The organism is Pseudomonas sp. CM25, from assembly GCF_013179705.1.
In the GTDB taxonomy this organism is placed as follows: domain Bacteria; phylum Pseudomonadota; class Gammaproteobacteria; order Pseudomonadales; family Pseudomonadaceae; genus Aquipseudomonas.
In genome coordinates, this window is record NZ_JABMCW010000023.1 from 1 (window position 1) to 17,022 (window position 17,022).

16 protein-coding genes are annotated in these 17,022 nt (G+C 63.8%); 10 read left to right on the top strand and 6 right to left on the bottom strand.

Features of this window, described 5'->3' with window-relative positions; genetic code table 11:
- A partial coding sequence (locus tag HP546_RS04430; protein ID WP_218584438.1) for an FAD-binding protein occupies positions 1-305 on the top strand: 305 nt, incomplete at its 5' end.
- A gap of 102 nt (positions 306-407) precedes the next feature.
- On the opposite strand, the gene catA is transcribed toward HP546_RS04430, so the two are convergent.
- The 3 genes from catA to HP546_RS04445 are packed head-to-tail and all read right to left on the bottom strand — an operon-like array spanning position 408 to position 2,820.
- The gene (gene catA, locus HP546_RS04435; RefSeq protein ID WP_172220226.1) at positions 408-1,343 is read right to left on the bottom strand and encodes a catechol 1,2-dioxygenase; all 936 of its coding nucleotides are present in this window, start codon (positions 1,341-1,343) and stop codon (positions 408-410) included.
- A 43-nt stretch (positions 1,344-1,386) separates the two neighbouring features.
- Positions 1,387-1,677: a muconolactone Delta-isomerase gene (gene catC / locus HP546_RS04440; protein ID WP_013973066.1), complete on the bottom strand. Its 291-nt coding sequence runs from the start codon at positions 1,675-1,677 to the stop codon at positions 1,387-1,389.
- 21 nt (positions 1,678-1,698) lie between these two features.
- Positions 1,699-2,820 (bottom strand): muconate cycloisomerase family protein, encoded by a 1,122-nt coding sequence (locus HP546_RS04445; RefSeq protein WP_172220229.1) that lies wholly within the window; start codon positions 2,818-2,820, stop codon positions 1,699-1,701.
- A 134-nt stretch (positions 2,821-2,954) separates the two neighbouring features.
- Here HP546_RS04445 and catR point away from each other — a divergent pair, with 134 nt between their 5' ends.
- Positions 2,955-3,827: an HTH-type transcriptional regulator CatR gene (gene catR / locus HP546_RS04450; RefSeq protein ID WP_172220232.1), complete on the top strand. Its 873-nt coding sequence runs from the start codon at positions 2,955-2,957 to the stop codon at positions 3,825-3,827.
- Between the two features lie 36 nt (positions 3,828-3,863).
- Here catR and HP546_RS04455 read toward each other — a convergent pair whose 3' ends face one another.
- A complete protein-coding gene (locus HP546_RS04455) occupies positions 3,864-5,291 on the bottom strand; it encodes an amino acid permease (RefSeq protein WP_172220235.1) in 1,428 nt (475 codons plus the stop codon).
- An 87-nt stretch (positions 5,292-5,378) separates the two neighbouring features.
- Entirely contained in the window at positions 5,379-6,410 is a 1,032-nt protein-coding gene (locus tag HP546_RS04460; protein WP_172220238.1) for a histone deacetylase family protein, read from the bottom strand.
- A gap of 123 nt (positions 6,411-6,533) precedes the next feature.
- On the opposite strand from HP546_RS04460, the gene HP546_RS04465 reads away from it, so the two are divergent.
- The 6 genes from HP546_RS04465 (at position 6,534) to HP546_RS04490 (ending at position 14,928) form a co-directional block, all read left to right on the top strand.
- Complete coding sequence (locus HP546_RS04465; protein WP_172220241.1) at positions 6,534-7,016, top strand: Lrp/AsnC family transcriptional regulator; 483 nt, start codon at positions 6,534-6,536, stop codon at positions 7,014-7,016.
- 157 nt (positions 7,017-7,173) lie between these two features.
- On the top strand, positions 7,174-9,948 hold the full coding sequence (locus HP546_RS04470; RefSeq protein ID WP_172220244.1) for an amino acid adenylation domain-containing protein: 2,775 nt from the start codon (positions 7,174-7,176) through the stop codon (positions 9,946-9,948).
- Between the two features lie 96 nt (positions 9,949-10,044).
- Positions 10,045-10,821, top strand: a complete 777-nt coding sequence (locus HP546_RS04475; protein ID WP_172220246.1) for a ParA family protein — start codon at positions 10,045-10,047, stop codon at positions 10,819-10,821.
- Between the two features lie 103 nt (positions 10,822-10,924).
- A complete protein-coding gene (locus HP546_RS04480) occupies positions 10,925-11,431 on the top strand; it encodes a sigma-70 family RNA polymerase sigma factor (protein WP_172220249.1) in 507 nt (168 codons plus the stop codon).
- The gene (locus HP546_RS04485) at positions 11,428-12,402 is read left to right on the top strand and encodes a FecR domain-containing protein (protein ID WP_172220252.1); all 975 of its coding nucleotides are present in this window, start codon (positions 11,428-11,430) and stop codon (positions 12,400-12,402) included. The genes HP546_RS04480 and HP546_RS04485 overlap by 4 nt, the downstream gene beginning before the upstream one ends.
- A gap of 93 nt (positions 12,403-12,495) precedes the next feature.
- Positions 12,496-14,928, top strand: coding sequence for a TonB-dependent receptor (locus tag HP546_RS04490; RefSeq protein WP_172220254.1), 2,433 nt, complete (start codon positions 12,496-12,498; stop codon positions 14,926-14,928).
- A 6-nt stretch (positions 14,929-14,934) separates the two neighbouring features.
- Here the strand turns inward: HP546_RS04490 and thpR are convergent, their stop codons facing one another.
- Entirely contained in the window at positions 14,935-15,480 is a 546-nt protein-coding gene (gene thpR / locus HP546_RS04495; protein ID WP_172220257.1) for an RNA 2',3'-cyclic phosphodiesterase, read from the bottom strand.
- A gap of 158 nt (positions 15,481-15,638) precedes the next feature.
- Here thpR and lpxO point away from each other — a divergent pair, with 158 nt between their 5' ends.
- On the top strand, positions 15,639-16,538 hold the full coding sequence (gene lpxO, locus HP546_RS04500; protein WP_172220274.1) for a lipid A hydroxylase LpxO: 900 nt from the start codon (positions 15,639-15,641) through the stop codon (positions 16,536-16,538).
- 119 nt (positions 16,539-16,657) lie between these two features.
- Positions 16,658-17,002, top strand: a complete 345-nt coding sequence (locus HP546_RS04505) for a carboxymuconolactone decarboxylase family protein (protein WP_013973174.1) — start codon at positions 16,658-16,660, stop codon at positions 17,000-17,002.
- The last annotated feature ends 20 nt before the right edge of the window (positions 17,003-17,022 follow it).

The window sequence follows — 17,022 nt, forward strand, 5'->3', positions numbered from 1 at the left end:
ACTTCAAGCACCTGTACAGCCTGGCCGACAAGCTCGGCGCTGCCGTCGGTGCCTCGCGCGCTGCGGTCGACGCAGGCTTTGTGCCCAACGATATGCAGGTCGGCCAGACCGGCAAGATCGTGGCCCCACAGCTGTACATCGCCGTCGGTATCTCCGGCGCGATCCAGCACCTGGCCGGCATGAAGGACTCCAAGGTGATTGTTGCGATCAACAAGGACGAAGAAGCGCCGATCTTCCAGGTAGCCGACTACGGTCTGGTCGCTGACCTGTTCGAGGCCGTGCCGGAGCTGCAACAACAGCTCTGAACGTACAGCCCAGACGACAAAAAACCCAGGCCCTCCCCGCACGGAAAGGCCCAGGCAAAAACCAACTCGCAGTCAGGTCATACGCAGGCGCTGCCGTAGCGTTCAGGCATCCTGCAACGCACGTGGGCGGTGGCTGCGCGCTTCGGCGTCCGGCGCCTGGGCTGCCTGCAGATGGAAGTCGAACGCCAGCTCGGCAAAACGCTCGCCTTGCACGCCGCGGTCATGCGCTGCCGCCGCGTCCTCGATAAAGCGCAGGTCGCCGATCAGTCCGTCGCGGGTGGCGTAGGCAAAGTCGTCCCACAGGTACTGGTCACCGGCGAAGTTGATCTGCGTGGTCAGGTGGCGGTGCCCCGGCGCCGAGATGAAGAAATGCACATGCGCCGGGCGCTGGCCGTGGCGGCCGAGCAGGTCCAGGCATTCCTGGGTTGGACCCTGCGGGTCGCAGCCATACCCCGACGGCACGATCGAGCGCGCACGGTAGCGGCCTTCGGCGTCAGTGATGGTGCGCCGGCGCAAGTTGTACTCGGACTGGGTCGAGTCAAAGTACGAATAGGTGCCCTGGGTATTGGCGTGCCACAGGTCAACGGTAGCGCCGGCCAGTGGCTTGCCATCGGCATCGAACACCTGCCCCTGCAGGAACATCACCACGCCCGGGTCGGTGCCGTCGTCCATGCGTACCTCGCCTTGCGCCAGCGGCGCCCCGGCAACGTACAGCGGGCCCTCGATGGTGCGTGGGGTACCGCCGCTCAGGCCGGCTTCTGCATCCTTGGCGTCCTGCAGCAGGTCGAGGAAATGCTCGATGCCCAGGCCGGCGGCCAGCAGGCCGGCTTCGTTGCGGCCACCCAGGCGGTTGAGGTAATCAACGGCCTGCCAGAACTCGTCCTCGGTGATTTCCAGGTCTTCGACCAGGCGCGCGGTGTCCTGCAGCACACGCAGGATGATCTGCTTGAAACGCGGGCTGCCTTCGGTGTGGTCCAGGCCAGCCACTTCGTTGAAGAAGGCTTGAATGTCGGCAGTGTGGGAAATTTTCACGGTCATCGCGCTTACCTCATATTGTTCTTGTCGGGTCGACAGGTGCGTCTCAGCGGTCGTCGCTGTGGATCGACGAGGGGTGCCGGCACAGGCCGTCGACCTCGATGTCCATGTACGGGAACAGCGGCAGCTGCATCAGGGTATCGTGCAGCGCTTCGACGCTGGGCACGTCGAACACGCTGTAGTTGGCGTAGTGGCCGGCGATGCGCCACAGGTGTCGCCAGGTGCCTTCGCGCTGCAGGCGCTGGGCCAGTTCCTTTTCGTCGGCCTTGAGCCGGGCGGCCTTGGCCGGGTCCATGTCGACCGGCAGTTTCACGGTCATCTTCACGTGGAACAGCATGATTGTCTCCTTGCTATTGAATCAGCGGCGGGCGAAGCGCGCCAGGCGCTGTTCGTCCAGGGTCAGGCCCAGGCCTGGGGTACGGGGGATGTGCAGCTGAAAGTCGTGGTATTGGGGCGGCTCGTTGACGATTTCTTCGGTCAGCAGCAGCGGCCCGAACAGCTCGGTGCCCCAGGTCAGCTGGCGCAGGGTGAGGAAGGCATGGGCCGAAGCCAGGGTGCCGATCGAGCCTTCGAGCATGGTCCCGCCATACAAGGCGATACCGGCCGCCTCGGCGATTTGGGCGGTGCGCAGCACGGCACGCGGACCACCGTTCTTGGCGATTTTCAGGGCAAAGATGCTGGCCGCGCCGTCAGCGGCCAGGCTGAAGGCGTCTTCGACGCTTTCGATCGACTCATCCGCCATGATCGGCGCCGGGCTGCGCTGGTTCAGGCGCACCTGGCCGCCGCGGTTGATACGTGAAATCGGTTGTTCGATCAGGTCGATGCCATTGTCGCCAAGCACCTGGCAGGCGCGCAGGGCCTGGGACTCGTCCCAGTACTGGTTGACGTCGACGCGCACACTGGCGCTGTTGCCCAGTTCACGCTTGATCGCCACCACGTGCTTGAGGTCCTGCTCCACCGGGTTGGCGCCGATCTTCAGTTTGAATACGCGGTGGCGGCGAATTTCCAGCATGTGCTGGGCTTCGGCGATATCGCGGGCGGTGTCGCCGCTGGCCAGGGTCCAGGCCACTTCCAGGCTGTCGCGCACGCGCCCGCCCAGCAGTTCACTCACCGGCAGGCCCAGGCGCTTGCCTTGGGCGTCGAGCAAGGCGCTTTCGATACCCGACTTGGCAAAGGTGTTGCCCTTGGCCAGCTTGTCCAGCTTGAGCATGGCCGCGTTGATGTTGTCTGCCGGCAGGCCGATCAGCACGGGGGCCAGGTGTGCCTCGATATTGGCCTTGATACCTTCGGGGCTTTCGTAGCCGTAGGCCAGGCCGCCGATGGTGGTGGCCTCGCCAATGCCTTCCACGCCATCGCTGCAGCGTACGCGCAATACCACCAGGGTCTGCTGCTGCATGGTGTGCATCGCCAGTTTGTGTGGGCGAATGGTCGGCAGGTCGACGATAATTGCCTCGATACGTTCAATCAACGCGCTTGTCATTGTTGCCAGGTCCCGTCAGGTCGGGCTGCCAGCAGCAGGCCCGAATGGTGCATTTACTTGATTGGTCAAGGATTGCGCGAGACCCTGAAGCAGTCCAATATCAAATGAATCTCCCACCATACCCTGGAGGTCTGATGGAACTGCGCCACCTGCGTTACTTCAAGGTTCTGGCCGAAACCCTGAACTTCACCCGCGCCGCCGAGTTGCTGCACATTGCCCAGCCGCCGCTGAGCCGGCAGATCAGCCAGCTCGAGGACCAGCTCGGCACGCTGCTGGTGGTGCGCGAGCGCCCGCTGCGGCTGACCGAGGCTGGCCGCTTTTTCTATGAGCAGACCTGCACCGTGCTGCAGCAGTTGCAGAACATCAGCGACAACACTCGCCGCATCGGCCAGGGCCAGCGCCAGTGGCTGGGCATCGGCTTTGCCCCTTCGACCCTGTACGCCGTGCTGCCAGAGCTGATCCGCGAGCTGCGCCAGGACAGCGAGCTGGAGCTGGGCCTTAACGAGATGACCACCTTGCAGCAGGTGGAAGCGCTGAAAAGCGGGCGCATCGACATTGCCTTCGGACGCATTCGCATCGACGACCCGGCCATTCACCAGCAGGTGCTGTGCGAAGACCCATTGGTTGCGGTACTGCCCAAGGGGCACCCGTTGGCGGGCAACCCGCTCAGCCTTGCCCAGCTGGCCGGGGAAGCGTTCATCCTCTACCCTGCCAACCCCCGGCCCAGCTATGCCGACCATGTGCTGGGGCTGTTCGCTCACCATGGCATGAGCATTCGCGTCAGCCAGTGGGCCAATGAGTTGCAGACCGCTATCGGCCTGGTGGCAGTCGGGGTGGGCGTGACCCTGGTGCCGGCGTCGGTGCAGCAGCAGCATCGCACCGATATCGAGTATGCAGGCTTGCTGGACAGTGGCGCGGTCAGCCCGATCATCCTCAGCCGGCGCAAGGGGGATGTGAGCCCGATCGTTCAGCGCTGCCTGGCATTGATTGCGCAGCAGGCTGGATGAGCAGACCCCGCCAGTGGCAGGGGTCTTTGGGGGATTTCATGATTTTTGGTGAATTGCATCAGGGCTGACAGGTGTACGCCGCCGGTAAGCCAGCAGCAGAAACACAAACCACAACGGCATCACGCACAACGCCAGCCGGGTATCCGGCTGCAGCGCCAGCAACACCAGCACAAAGCCGAGGAAGCCAAGGGTAGTCACCGCCATCGGCACCCCGCCCGGCAGCTTGAACAACGAGGCCTGGTGCGCAGCCGGGTTGCGTTTGCGGTAGGCAATGTACGCTGCCAGGATCATCGACCAGGTAAAAATCACCAGAATCGCCGAAACGGTCGATATCAAGGTGAACACGGTCATCACTTCGGGAATGATGAACAAGAGGCTCAACCCGATCAGCATGCACACTCCCGAAAACAGCAGGCTGTACAGCGGTACGCTGAGCCTCGACAGCCGGGCGAAGATGGCCGGTGCGTTACGCCGCTCCGCCAGCCCGAACAGCATCCGGCAACCCGAATACACCCCGCTGTTGGCCGACGAGGCCGCCGACGTCAGCACCACGAAGTTGATCATGCCAGCCGCTGCCGGGAAGCCGGCCAGCAGGAACAGTTCCACGAACGGGCTGCGGTTGGCCGGCACTTCGGCCCAGGACACCACGCTGATGATGCATACCAGCGCCAGGATGTAGAACAACAGGATACGCAGGGGAATGGTGTTGATGGCCTTGGGCAGCGAGCGATGCGGGTTTTTCGCTTCTGCGGCAGTGGTGCCGATCAACTCGGTGCCAGCAAAGGAGAACACGGCAATCTGGAAACCGGCAAAGAAGCCGCTGATGCCATGCGGCAGCACCGCACCGGGCGCAACCACGTTGGACAGCGAGGCGACTACGCCATTGGGCGAGGTATAGGAGGTGGCGATCATCACCGCCGCCGTGATGATCAGCAGGACGATGGCGACGATCTTGATGATGCCGAACCAGAACTCCACCTCGCCAAAAATGCGCACCGCCAGCATGTTCAGCCCCAGCAACACGAACAGGGTGAAGAACGCCGGCAGCCAGGCCGGTGCATCGGGGTACCAGTACTGGAAAAACCCGGAGACCACCACCACGTCGCCCACCACCGCCACGCTCCAGCTCAGCCAGTACGACCAGCTCAGCACAAAGCCGGCACGCGGGCCCAGGTAATGGGCGACGATGTCGGCGAACGACTTGAAGCGCAGATCGGACAACAGCAGTTCGCCCATGGCGCGCATGACGAAAAACACAAAGAACCCGAGAATGGCATACACCAGCAGGATCGAGGTGCCGGACAGCGCTATCACCTTGCCCGAGCCCATGAACAGGCCGGTGCCGATGGCGCCACCGATGGAAATCAGCTGGATATGGCGGTTTTCCAGCGTGCGTTGCAGGTGCCCGTCACGGGCGGGCTCTGCCGGTTTGCTTTGCTCAAGGCTTGCGGACATGTCTTGCATGGGCGACCTCTTGTTATTGTTGGTCTGGCTAGTCGTGGTGCGCCGGGCCAGGCCCATGTAAGGCCTGGCCACGGTGTGTGGCGCGGGTCAGCGTGCGGCTTCGAAACCTTGCAGGGTGTTCACGGCATTGATGCCGATTTCATCGACCATGTAGCCGCCTTCCATCACGAACAGGGTCGGGATACCGGCGCTGGCGATTTCGGCGCCCATGCGCAGGAAGTCTTCGCTGGTGAGCTTGAAGTGGCTGATCGGGTCGTCCTCGAAGGTGTCGACACCCAGCGACACCACCAGGAATTCGGGCTGGTGCGCGACGATGCGCTTGAGTGCGTCCTGCAGGGCTGGCTGGTACTGCGCCCAGACCGTGCCTTTGCCCAGCGGGTAGTTGGCGTTGAAACCTTCACCCGCGCCCGCGCCGCGCTCATGGGCATAGCCGGAGAAGTACGGGTAGGAAACATGCGGGTCGCCATGCAGGGAGGCGAAGAACACATCAGGGCGATCGTAGAAGATGTTCTGCGTGCCGTTGCCGTGGTGGAAGTCCACATCCAGCACGGCAACGCGCTTGGCGCCCTGGCCCAGGCAGCGCTCGGCGGCGATGGCGGCGTTGTTCAGGTAGCAGTAACCACCCATGTATTCGCGGGCGGCATGGTGCCCCGGCGGGCGGCACAGGGCAAACGCACTGTCGGCGCCGTCGAGGATGCGTTGCATGCCGGTCAGGGCGACGTTGGCGCTGCTGCGCACCGCCTCCCAGGTGCCAGAGGTGATCGGCGCCCCGGCGTCCATGGCGTAGAAGCCCAGCTTGCCGTCGATGAATCCCGGCTCGCGGTCAATGGCCAGGTCACGTACCGGCCACACCAACGGCAGGGCATCGTGGGTCTTGCCGGTGGCGGCCCATTCGCTCCAGGCGTTTTCCACAAAGCTTACATAGCGCTCGCTGTGCGCTGCCACATAACAGGCGCGGTCGAAGGCCTGTTCGGCAATCACATCGCCCAGGCCGCTGCTTTGCACCCGCGCCAGCACGGTGTCGGCTCGCCGGGGGTTTTCGAACGAGGGTGTGATCGCCCCGTCCTTGAGTTCCGAGCCATGGTGCAAGCGGTGGTTGTTGCTGAAGACAGTGAGCACGCGAATGTCCTTTTCCAAGGGGTTGGCGGATAACCAATTTTCGCGAGAGAGTGCTGAAAATGCTTTGCTTTATGCTCAGCCAAACCGGATGCTTGAGCAAAACATTCACTGGATTGTGCATTCATGAGCAAAGCCTTTGCTATCGAACAGCTGGACGAGACCGACCGCGAACTGCTGCGCCTGTTGCAGGAAGACGGCACCCTGTCCAGCGCGGCCTTGGGCGAGCGCCTGTCGATGACCGTGACGCCCTGCTGGCGCCGGCGCAAGCGGCTGGAAGAGCTGGGCATCATCAAGGACTACCAGGCCAATCTCGACCGCCGCAAGCTGGGCTACGACGTGATGGCGTTTGCCCAGGTGCGCTTTGGCAACCACTCGGCCGAGGCGCCGGACGAATTCGAGCAGGTGATCCTCAAGCTGCCGCAGGTGCTCTCGTGCCACAAGGTGACTGGTGAGGCCGACTATGTGCTGACGGTGCTGGCAAGTGACCTGGAGAGCTATGGCCGATTTGTCGAGGACGTGTTGCGCCGCCAGCCGGGCATCGCCTCGATTCAGTCGAGCCTGGCCCTGCGCGAAGTGAAGGCGGTGTCGCGGATACCCGTACCCTGAAAGGCTGACGCTGATGTTGGAGCGGCCTTGCGTCGCGAAAGGGGCGCAGCGCCCCCGGCTATCGCAAGGCGGACACTGCGATTGGCGCCATCGGCGACCCTGCACTAGCGTTGTGCTACCAGCCAGCCCCTACGTTCATGCGGAGCCTTCACCCATCATGCCGGACCTGCGCCCGAACCCGACGCTGTGCCTGGAGTACCGTGCCGAGCAGCCGATTTTCCACGCTTTTCTAAAGCAGGCGAGCCGCTGCCCGGATGCCACCGCCATCATTGCCCAGCACACCACCTGCAGCTACGCCCAGCTGGAGCAGGTCAGCCGGGGCATTGCCGCCTTTCTGCTGGCAACCGCGGCCAGCAGCGCCGATCGTGTGCTCATCGTCTCCAACCGCAGCCCCGCCCTGATTTATGCCATGCTCGGCTGCCTGCGCGCCGGGCTGGCGTTCAGCGTGGCAGATGCCGCCTACCCCGCCGCGCGCATACAGCAGATCGTCCGCACCCTGACGCCGGCCGTGGTGCTGGGTTGTGGTGACGCTACAATCGACGCCGACCACCCCCTTGCCGTTGCAGTGCCAGAAGGGCCTGCCGAGGCACTGCAGGCGTTCCCCTGCCAGCAAGCCCCGCTGCCGCCGATAGAGCCCGAGCAGCCGGCATACATCACCTTTACTTCGGGCAGCACCGGCGAGCCCAAGGGTATCGTCACCCATCACGCGCCGCTGGTGCACTTCATCGATTGGCATGTACGCCAGCACGGTTTTACCCCGGCCGACACCTTCTCGTTGCTCTCCGGCCTGGGCCACGACCCGGTCTACCGCGATGTGTTCACGCCCCTTTCGATTGGCGCGACCATCGCCTGCCCTACCCAGCCGACCCTGACCGACCCTTCGCAACTGGCCAGCTGGATTCACCGGCACGGCGTAAGCGTTATCCACCTGACCCCGCCGCTGGGCAAGCTGATCGAAACCGGTGCGCGGCTCAATGGCCTGGTGTTCGAGCAACTGCGTTGGCTGTTCTGGGGTGGCGATGCGCTCAGCCCGGCGCTGTACCGGCAAGTCCGCGCCATCGGGCCGAATGCCAGCAACGTCAACTTCTATGGCACCACCGAAACACCGCAAGCAATGGCCTTCCACAGGCTCGATCCGGCCACCGACATTGCCAAGGTGCCCTTGGGCAAAGGCATCGCCGATGCCCAGTTGCTGATCGTCAACCCGGCCCAGCAACTGGCCAGCGAGGGTGAAACCGGTGAAATCCTGATCCGCAGCCCTTACCTGTCGCATGGCTACTGGGGCGACCCGGAGTTGACCGCAGCCAAGTTCATTGCCAACCCGTTCACCGACAACCCGGACGACCGCTGTTATCGCACCGGCGACCTGGGCACCTACCTGGCCGATGGCAGCGCCAGCTTCCTGGGGCGCGTAGACACCCAGGTAAAGATCCGCGGCCATCGCATCGAACTGGCGGAAATCGAGAACGCCATCGGCCGTCACCCGCACATCAGCCAATGCGTGGTAGTGGCCAACCACGACAGTGCGGCGACCCGGCTGGTGGCCTATTGCGTGGCGACATCGCCTGTTACAGCTGAAAAGCTGCGCCGGGCGCTGAGCGGCCAGTTGCCGGACTACATGGTGCCGGCACTGTTCGTATTCCTGCCTGCCATCCCCCTCACCCCCAACGGCAAGGTCGACAAACGCGCCCTGCCGGTGCCATTCGCGCAAAGCGCCGAGCAACCCTTGTCGCCGGTCGCCGAGAAGCTCAGCACAGCTTGGGCGCGGATCCTTCAGGTAACGCACCTGGACGCCAGGTTGAGCTTTGTCGAGCTGGGCGGCGATTCGCTGTCGTTCGTGCAGGCCTCACGGGTGCTGGAGGAGCTGATCGGCCACCTGCCGGAGCGCTGGGAAACCCTGCCGGTGAACCAGCTGGCCGAACTGAGTGCGCCAGCCAAGGGCGCATGGCGGGTGATGGAAATGCCGGTATTCGTGCGCATGCTCGCCATCCTGCTGATTGTGGTCGGGCACATGAGCGAATTCGACCACTGGCTGATCGTTGGCGAAACCTCGGTGCTGTTCCTGGTCTCCGGCATCAGCCTGGCCCGGTTTCAGTTGCAGGCCATCGAAACGCGTGGCGATGCGCGCACACTGCTGCCGTCGCTGGCGGCCATCGTGGTGCCGACCCTGTTGTACACCGCCCTGGTGCAGCTGCTGTTCGACCGGCTGCACTGGCAATCACTGCTGCTGGTGTCCAACTGGTTTCCGGCCAGCGAGGTCAACCTGTTCAACTACTGGTACATCGAAGTACTGGTGCAGATGCTCCTGGTGATCGGCCTGCTGCTGTCGATCAGGCGGGTGCGCCAGGTGCTCGCTGCCGACCCGTTCCGTTGCCTGATCATTGCCAGCTGCGCCATGGTGGCGCTGGATGTCCTGCTGAACCGTTTCGTGTTCGACGCCGGCGCCTTGCTCAATCGGGTACCGCAACACTTCCTGGCAGTGATGCTGCTGGGCATGGCCGTGCACCATGCCACCACCACCGCGCGCAAATGGGTGGCCAGCGCGGTTGCCGTGCTGGTGGTCGGCGAGCTTGACCTGATGGCGATTGCCGGCGTGGGCTGGGAGGCCTTCACCCTATATGTCGACATCGCCCTGCCAGCGATGCTGGCGCTTATCTGGTTCCGCTCGGTGCCGGTGCCCGCGCTGGTGGCAAGGGCCGGCGCCGTGATCGCCTCGTCAACCTTGTATATCTACCTGACGCATTTCCAGTTCCAGTCGCTGGCAAACCGCTTCTACCATCATCCGCTGTTCGAGGTGGCCTTGGCCGTCACCGGCGGGGTGCTGGTGAGCTACTGCTGGAATGCCCTGACGCGCCGGCTGCTGACGCGCTGGAGCACGCGCAAGCAGGCCGCCGGCACAGGAGCCGTGATTGTAAAGCCGGAAGTACGCTGAAAAGGCGGGTTGTAACAAACCTTGTCATAAAACTGTCGTGTTGCCGTCATAGGATTGACCCCAACCTGACATTTTTATTTCATGGAAGAACGTCTCATGCGTCGTGTGGTTTTCAATCAGAAGGGTGGCGTGGGCAAATCCAGTATCGCCTGCAACCTCGCCGCCGCCAGTGCCGCCGAGGGCTACCGCACCCTGTTGGTCGACCTCGACCCGCAGGCCAATGCCACCTACTACCTGACCGGCCTGGTCAATGACGCCATCCCTGCCGGCATCGCCGACTTCTTCCGCCAGACCTTGTCGCCGGTCACCGCCGCCGGCAAGAAGCACCGCGTGGCAATTACCGAAACCCGCTACAGCAACCTGCACCTGGTCACCGCCAGCCCCAACCTCAGCGACCTGCAGAGCAAGCTGGAGAGCAAGTTCAAGATCAACAAGCTGCGCAAGCTGCTGGTTGAGCTGGGCGAGGACTACGAGCGGATCTACATCGACACCCCGCCCGCGCTCAATTTCTACACCTTCAGCGCCCTGGTGGCAGCCGAGCGCCTGCTGATTCCGTTCGACTGTGACAGCTTCTCGCGCCAGGCCTTGCACAGCGTCATGGCCGAGGTCGAGGAGCTGCGCCAGGACCATAACCCGGCCTTGCAAGTCGAGGGCGTGGTGGTCAACCAGTTTGCCGGGCGCACCGCGCTGCACCAGACCCTGATCGAGCAGTTGCGCAGCGAAGGCCTGCCGGTACTGCCGGTGTACCTGAGCAGCTCGATCAAGATGCGTGAATCACACCAGGCCTCGGTCCCCCTGGTGCACCTGGCGCCCCGGCACAAGCTGGCGCTGGAGTTTGTCGACCTGCTGGATGCGCTGGAGCGCGCGGCCTGACAGCAGCTGAGCGACCAGGGATATGCAGATCACCCCATTGCGGGAAAACAGACGACCCGGCTACCATTGAGAACGATTCACACTCACAACCGGATGCCAGGCGTTGGACAGCACCTCGACCCGTAAACTGGGCTTTTTCTTCAGCGACCACCATCGCTGGTTGCTGCAGCACATCCACAAACGCCTGCGCAACCACGCCGACGCCGAGGACACCGCTGCCGAAACGTTCTGCCAGATGCTCGGGGCACGGGTCGACCCGGACAGCATCCAGCAACCGCGTGCCTACCTCACCGTCATCGCCCGCCGGTTGATCTTCGACCGCCATCGCCGCCGCCAGCTCGAGCAAGCCTACCTCGAGCACCTGGCACGGCTGCCTGAAGCGGTAGCGCCCTCGGTCGAGGAACAACTGCTGTTGATCGAGGCCCTGGTGACCATCGACCAAGTGCTGGACGGCTTGCCAGCGGCGGTCAAGGCCACCTTCCTTTATAGCCAGCTCGACGGCATGAACTACGCCGACATCGCCGTCAAACTGCAGATCAGCGAACGCTCTGTGAGTCGCTACATGAAGCAGGCGTTGCGCCAATGCTACCTGAGCGAGATGCAGCCATGAGCCGACCCGCCCTGGACCGCGTCGGCGAGCAGGCCATCGACTGGATGGTTGCACTCAGGGCCGCCACGCCTGACGACGCCCTGCTGCAGCGCGTCAGGCAGTGGCTGCAGCAGGACCCGGCTCACCAACAAGCCTGGAACCGCCTGGAACAGCGCCTTGGCCAGCCGCTAGCCGCCTTGCACGGGCTCAACCAACGGGCCCCCGGCCAGGCCGCAGAGGCGCGCCGCTTGCTGTTGCAGCCGACCCGGTCGCGGCGTGAGGTACTCGGAGCCATGGCCAGCCTGGGCCTGTTTGGCTCTGCCCTGTGGGGCGGCTGGCGCAGCGACACGGCGCAGGGCTGGCTGGCCGACCTGCATACTGCCCGCGGGGAACGGCGCAGCTTTACCCTCTCCGATGGCAGCCGCCTGAGCCTGAACAGCGCCAGCGCAGTCGACGTGCAGTTCGATGCCGGGCAACGGCTGCTGGTGTTGCGTCACGGCGAGCTGCAGATCCAGGTCGCGCGCGACCGGCAGCGGCCGCTGCGGGTGCGCACGGCGCAGGGGCAGGTGCAGGCGCTGGGGACGCGCTTTCTGGTCAGCCAGGAAGATGCCGCCACCCGGGTGGTGGTGCTGCAGCACAGTGTCCGCGTCAGCCTGGTCGATGGCCAGTCAACCGAGTTGCAGCAGGGTCAGGCAGCCCTGCTGCAGGGTCACCACATCGAGCGCCTGACCGACGAACAGCAGCAGCGCGCTGCCTGGCTGGAGGGTCGGCTTGAGGTACTCGACCAGCCGTTGCATAGCGTGATCGACGCGTTGCGCCCCTACCAGCGTGGCTACATCCGGCTGGCCCCGGCAGCGCGAGATCTGCGGGTACAGGGCGTATTTGCGCTGGATCAGCCCCTGCAGGCATTGGCGGCGTTGGCCGAAGCGCTGCCAATCAAGGTCGAGCACTTCGGCCCGTGGCTGATGCTGATCGACCTGAAAACCGCCTGATGCAAATATTTGTAAAAATCATTCGCATTTCTGGCAAGTTTTCCGCGCTCGTCCCACATACCTCCTGACAGCCATCTCATTCGGGAGTAATCCGTGTACAACCCTTGGCCCCGCGCCCTGCCCCTCGTCGCCGCCGTGACCAGCTTCAACGTGCTCGCCCAGGCGCAAACCCTGGCGTTCGACCTGCCAGCCGCCAGCCTGGCGCATACGCTCAACCGGATTGCCAGCCAAAGCGGCCACATCATCGCCCTGGAGCCTGGGCTGGTGCGCGGCAAGCAGGCGCCTGCCGTGGTCGGCCAGATGAGCGCCGAACAGGCGATGCAAGCTGCCCTGGCCGGCAGTGGCCTGGCGTTGCGGGTGTCCGCCGACGGGCATTTCAGTGTGGCGCCCGCCAGCCTGGGGGGCGATGTCATGGAGCTGGGCAGCACCAGCATCACCGACAATTACCTGAATGCCACCAGCGAGGGCAGCGGCTCGTATGCCGCCCGCGCCGTCACCCTCGGCAAAGGCACCCATACCCTCAAGGAAATCCCCCAGTCCGTCACCGTCATCACCCGCAAGCAACTGGACGACCAGGGCATCACCGACCTGCAGGACGCGCTCAACCACACCACCGGCATCGTCGGCGCACAAGGCATCGGCCCTGGCGTGGTGGTGACCTCGCGCGGTTTCCAGATCGATGACTGGCAGTACGATGGCGTGCCGATCCAGCGCAACAACTACTCGCTGGGCAACTGGGCGACGCAAGACCTGGTGTTTTTCGACCGCGTCGAAGTGTTACGCGGTGCCTCCGGCCTGCTGCAAGGCACCGGCAGCCCGGGCGGCGCGATCAACCTGGTGCGCAAGCGTGGCCAGGCGGCGCCGACAGTTACGCTGACGGGTAAAGCCGGCTCCTGGGACCACTACGGCCTGCAAGTGGATGCCGGCGGCCCGCTGACCAGCGATGGCCGGGTGCGCGGACGGGTTGTCGCGGACGAAGACCAGAGCGACAGTTTCATCGATTATGTCTGGAGCAAGAACCATTCGCTGTATGGGGCACTGGACATCGACCTCAGCGACGCAACCACCGTAGGCGGCGGTATCAGTTACAGCCGCCAGCAGTCCAGGCCGATGCTGCGCGGCATTCCACGCTACGCCAGTGGCAAGGCGGTTGAACTGCCTCGGTCGACTTATACCGGGGCCCGCTGGAGCCGTGCAGAAAACGACGTCACCACCTACTACCTGGACCTCGAACACCGCTTCAACGATGACTGGGCCTTCAAGGCTGCTGCCGTGCGCATGGATGAAACCAACACGTCCACCCACCAGCGCGTGCAAAGCACCGGCCAAGGCGTTGCAGCAGATGGCAGCGGCATCACCTACGCCGACTGGCTCACCGATTTTCACTCGACCAAGCTGGGCCTGGACATGAACGTGGTCGGCCACTTCGACACTGGCCCCCTGGCCCATGAGATCACCGTGGGCGGCAACTACGCCAAACTGACCTCGGACGACGCCTACTGGCGCAACTTCGACGCCGGCGGCAACATCTTCGATATCGATCATGACCGCCCCGAGCCCAGCCGGGACAGCGTCTTCGACGGCGACCTTGCACGTTCCAACCGGGCCAGCTACGACATTCGCCAGAAAGGCCTGTATGGCGCCTGGCGCGTCAAACCGACCCAGGACCTGACGTTGATTCTGGGCTCGCGCGTGAGCTGGTTCGACTACCGCTGGGACTCGATCGACTTCGACAGCCTGAGCGACCCAGGTACCCGTTACCCGACCAGCCGCATGACCGAATCGGGGCAAGTCACGCCGTATGCCGGGTTCGTTTATGACCTGACGCGCGAATGGGCTTGGTACGCCAGCTACACCGACGTGTTCGTCCCGCAGACCGAACGCGCCGTGGGCAATACGCCACTCAAACCGGTAATTGGTAGCAACTATGAAACAGGCCTGAAAGGCGAGCTGCTCGATGGCCGGGTCAATGCGTCGCTGGCGCTGTTCCGTTATGACCAGGAAAACCGCGCGGTCACCGATGTGGCGTCGGGCTTCGCCTGCGATGACTGGTACTGCTCCACCGCTGCCGGCAAGGTGCGCAGCCAGGGCGTCGAAGCCGAGATCAGCGGCGAAGTGCTGAGCGGCCTGCAACTGTTTGCCGGTTACACCTACAACACCACCAAGTTCCTCGATGACCCGGAGAACGAAGGCCGCACGTTCAGCCAGTGGACACCCAAGCACATGCTGCGCGCCTGGGCCGACTACACCCTGCCGCTGGACGGCCAGCGCTGGAGCACCGGCCTTGGTTTCACCACCCAGAGCCACACCCTGGGCTACGAGCGCACCTATACCGTGCCCGGGTATACCGTATGGAGCGCGCGGCTGGCCTATCAGCTGACCCCGGAAGTGAACGTTGCCGTCAACGCCAACAACCTGTTTGACAAGAAGTACTGGGTTGCCGGGTTCAACCAGCTTAATGGCAGCAACAATTGGGGCGAGCCGCGCAACTTCCTGCTGACGGTGAAGTACACCCCGGAACTCTGACCGGGTTCAGTCCGACAGCGGCCATTGCGCCAGCGGCCAGTACGCGCCCTTGCGCGACTCGTACAGGGTGAAATGGCGGGCCGCGAGGTAGAACTCCGGCGCGCTAGCAGCCTCTGGCGGCTGGCCGTGGTAGTCCCGGGAAAGCGTGAGGTGCGGGCGGTATTCACGGCTGGCCGGTTGCACGCCCAACGGTAGCAAGGCCTGCTGCAGGGCGTAGACCAGTTGCAGCAGGGCCGGTGGTACCTGCTGCGCCTCCAGCACCAGGGCGCTGGCCCGCTGCCACACCTGCAAACGGTCGAGCAGCAGCCGGGGGGGCTTGGCCGGCAGCGCCAACTGGTCGACCGCAGCGCATATCGCTGGCACCTGGGCGGCATCCACATCGCCGAGAAACAGCAGGGTCACGTGGAAATTGGCGGCCGCTACCGGCTTGCCGCTGCGCATACCCAGGCTGCGCCGCCAGTCGGCAAGCGCACGGCGCTGGGCATCACTGACCGGCAAGGCAAAAAACAGCCGCTTGAAGGGGGCGCCGCTGGGGCGGACATCCTGAACCATGTGAACTCCCGTACATGAATCGTTTGCGCAAGACTGTAGGGCATTACACCTAAGTCGCCCCGCACTTTCGTAACAATAAGTACAAACTGCCCCCATGATTGTTTATGCTGGCGGGCTTATGCCATGGCGCATGGCCATTTTTCGACAAGTAAACGTCCATGAAAATTGCACTCGTACTTATCTTCGTTTTCTCGATCGCCTATGTTCACCTGCGCGGCCGGGTGCGTCACAAGCTGACCCGCCAACTGGGTGACCACTCCAGCTTCCTGGCGCCGGTCAACGCCTTCCTTTACCTGTTTTCCAGGCACCCGGCCAAGCCTTACCTGCCGGTCGAAGCCTTTCCCGAACTGAAGCCGCTGCAGGACCACTGGCAGGAAATCCGCGAGGAGGGCCGCCAGCTGCTGCACGTGGGCGCAATCAAGAAGTCCGACAATTACGACGACGTCGGTTTCAACTCGTTCTTCAAGACTGGCTGGAAGCGCTTCTACCTGAAGTGGTATGGCGAAAGCCACCCGTCGGCAATGGCCCTGTGCCCGCGTACCACCGAATTGCTGCAAGGCATCGGCACGGTCAAGGCCGCCATGTTCGCCACCTTGCCACCAGGCGCCAAGCTGGTGCGCCACCGTGACCCGTATGCCGGCTCGTACCGCTACCACCTGGGCCTGGACACGCCGAACGACGATGGCTGCTATATCGACGTTGACGGCGAGAAGTACTCCTGGCGCGATGGCGAGGGGGTGATCTTTGACGAGACCTATATCCACTACGCGGCCAACAACACCGAACACAACCGCATCATCCTGTTCTGCGACGTCGAACGCCCGCTCAAGTACCGCTGGGCCACGGCGTTCAACCGCTGGTTCAGCCGCAAGGTCATGGCCGCCGCAGCAGCGCCCAACGGTGCCGGCGACAAGACCGGCGGCATCAACCGGCTGTTTACCCGCATCTACAAGATCCGTGAGCGCGGCAAGGCGATGAAAAAGCGCAACCGCACACGCTACTACCTGGAAAAGTGGGCAGTGGTCGCCGCGCTGCTGCTGGTGTTCATCTACATCTGACCGGCAACGCAGGCCGTTTTGCCTACGACCTGCGTACACCCACCAAAGTACAAGCCTCACACCTGCCACTCTTCGACTAGCCTGAAAGCTCCACTCGCAACCACCCCAAGGTGAAGACGATGAGCATGATGGACTGGGACGCCTACCGTAAGCAGTTGATGGCCGGCATCGGCGATCTCAAGCAACTCTCCCCCGACACCGTGGCCGGCTACATGACCGCCAGTGGTGCGGGGGCCAAGACCAACCACCTCGACGCCAAGACCCGCGAGCTGATTTCCCTCGCCGTGGCCGTGACCACCCGCTGTGACGGCTGCATCGCCGTGCACTCGCAGCAGGCGGTCAAGCATGGCGCCAGCCGCGAGGAAATTGCCGAGGCGCTCGGCGTGGCCGTGGCGATGAACGCCGGGGCCGCACTGGTCTACTCGGCGCGGGCCATGGATGCAGTGGGCAAGGCCAACGGCTGAGCACAAACGGCGCCGCCACC

What these genes read in the sequence shown, in the direction of transcription:
- lpxO (WP_172220274.1), top strand. Translation starts at nt 15,639, where the DNA reads ATGAAAATTGCACTCGTACTTATCTTCGTTTTCTCGATCGCCTATGTT.
- HP546_RS04470 (WP_172220244.1), top strand. Translation starts at nt 7,174, where the DNA reads ATGCCGGACCTGCGCCCGAACCCGACGCTGTGCCTGGAGTACCGTGCC.
- HP546_RS04445 (WP_172220229.1), bottom strand. Translation starts at nt 2,820, where the DNA reads ATGACAAGCGCGTTGATTGAACGTATCGAGGCAATTATCGTCGACCTG.
- HP546_RS04485 (WP_172220252.1), top strand. Translation starts at nt 11,428, where the DNA reads ATGAGCCGACCCGCCCTGGACCGCGTCGGCGAGCAGGCCATCGACTGG.
- catC (WP_013973066.1), bottom strand. Translation starts at nt 1,677, where the DNA reads ATGCTGTTCCACGTGAAGATGACCGTGAAACTGCCGGTCGACATGGAC.
- thpR (WP_172220257.1), bottom strand. Translation starts at nt 15,480, where the DNA reads ATGGTTCAGGATGTCCGCCCCAGCGGCGCCCCCTTCAAGCGGCTGTTT.
- HP546_RS04455 (WP_172220235.1), bottom strand. Translation starts at nt 5,291, where the DNA reads ATGCAAGACATGTCCGCAAGCCTTGAGCAAAGCAAACCGGCAGAGCCC.
- catA (WP_172220226.1), bottom strand. Translation starts at nt 1,343, where the DNA reads ATGACCGTGAAAATTTCCCACACTGCCGACATTCAAGCCTTCTTCAAC.
- HP546_RS04505 (WP_013973174.1), top strand. Translation starts at nt 16,658, where the DNA reads ATGAGCATGATGGACTGGGACGCCTACCGTAAGCAGTTGATGGCCGGC.
- catR (WP_172220232.1), top strand. Translation starts at nt 2,955, where the DNA reads ATGGAACTGCGCCACCTGCGTTACTTCAAGGTTCTGGCCGAAACCCTG.
- HP546_RS04475 (WP_172220246.1), top strand. Translation starts at nt 10,045, where the DNA reads ATGCGTCGTGTGGTTTTCAATCAGAAGGGTGGCGTGGGCAAATCCAGT.
- HP546_RS04465 (WP_172220241.1), top strand. Translation starts at nt 6,534, where the DNA reads ATGAGCAAAGCCTTTGCTATCGAACAGCTGGACGAGACCGACCGCGAA.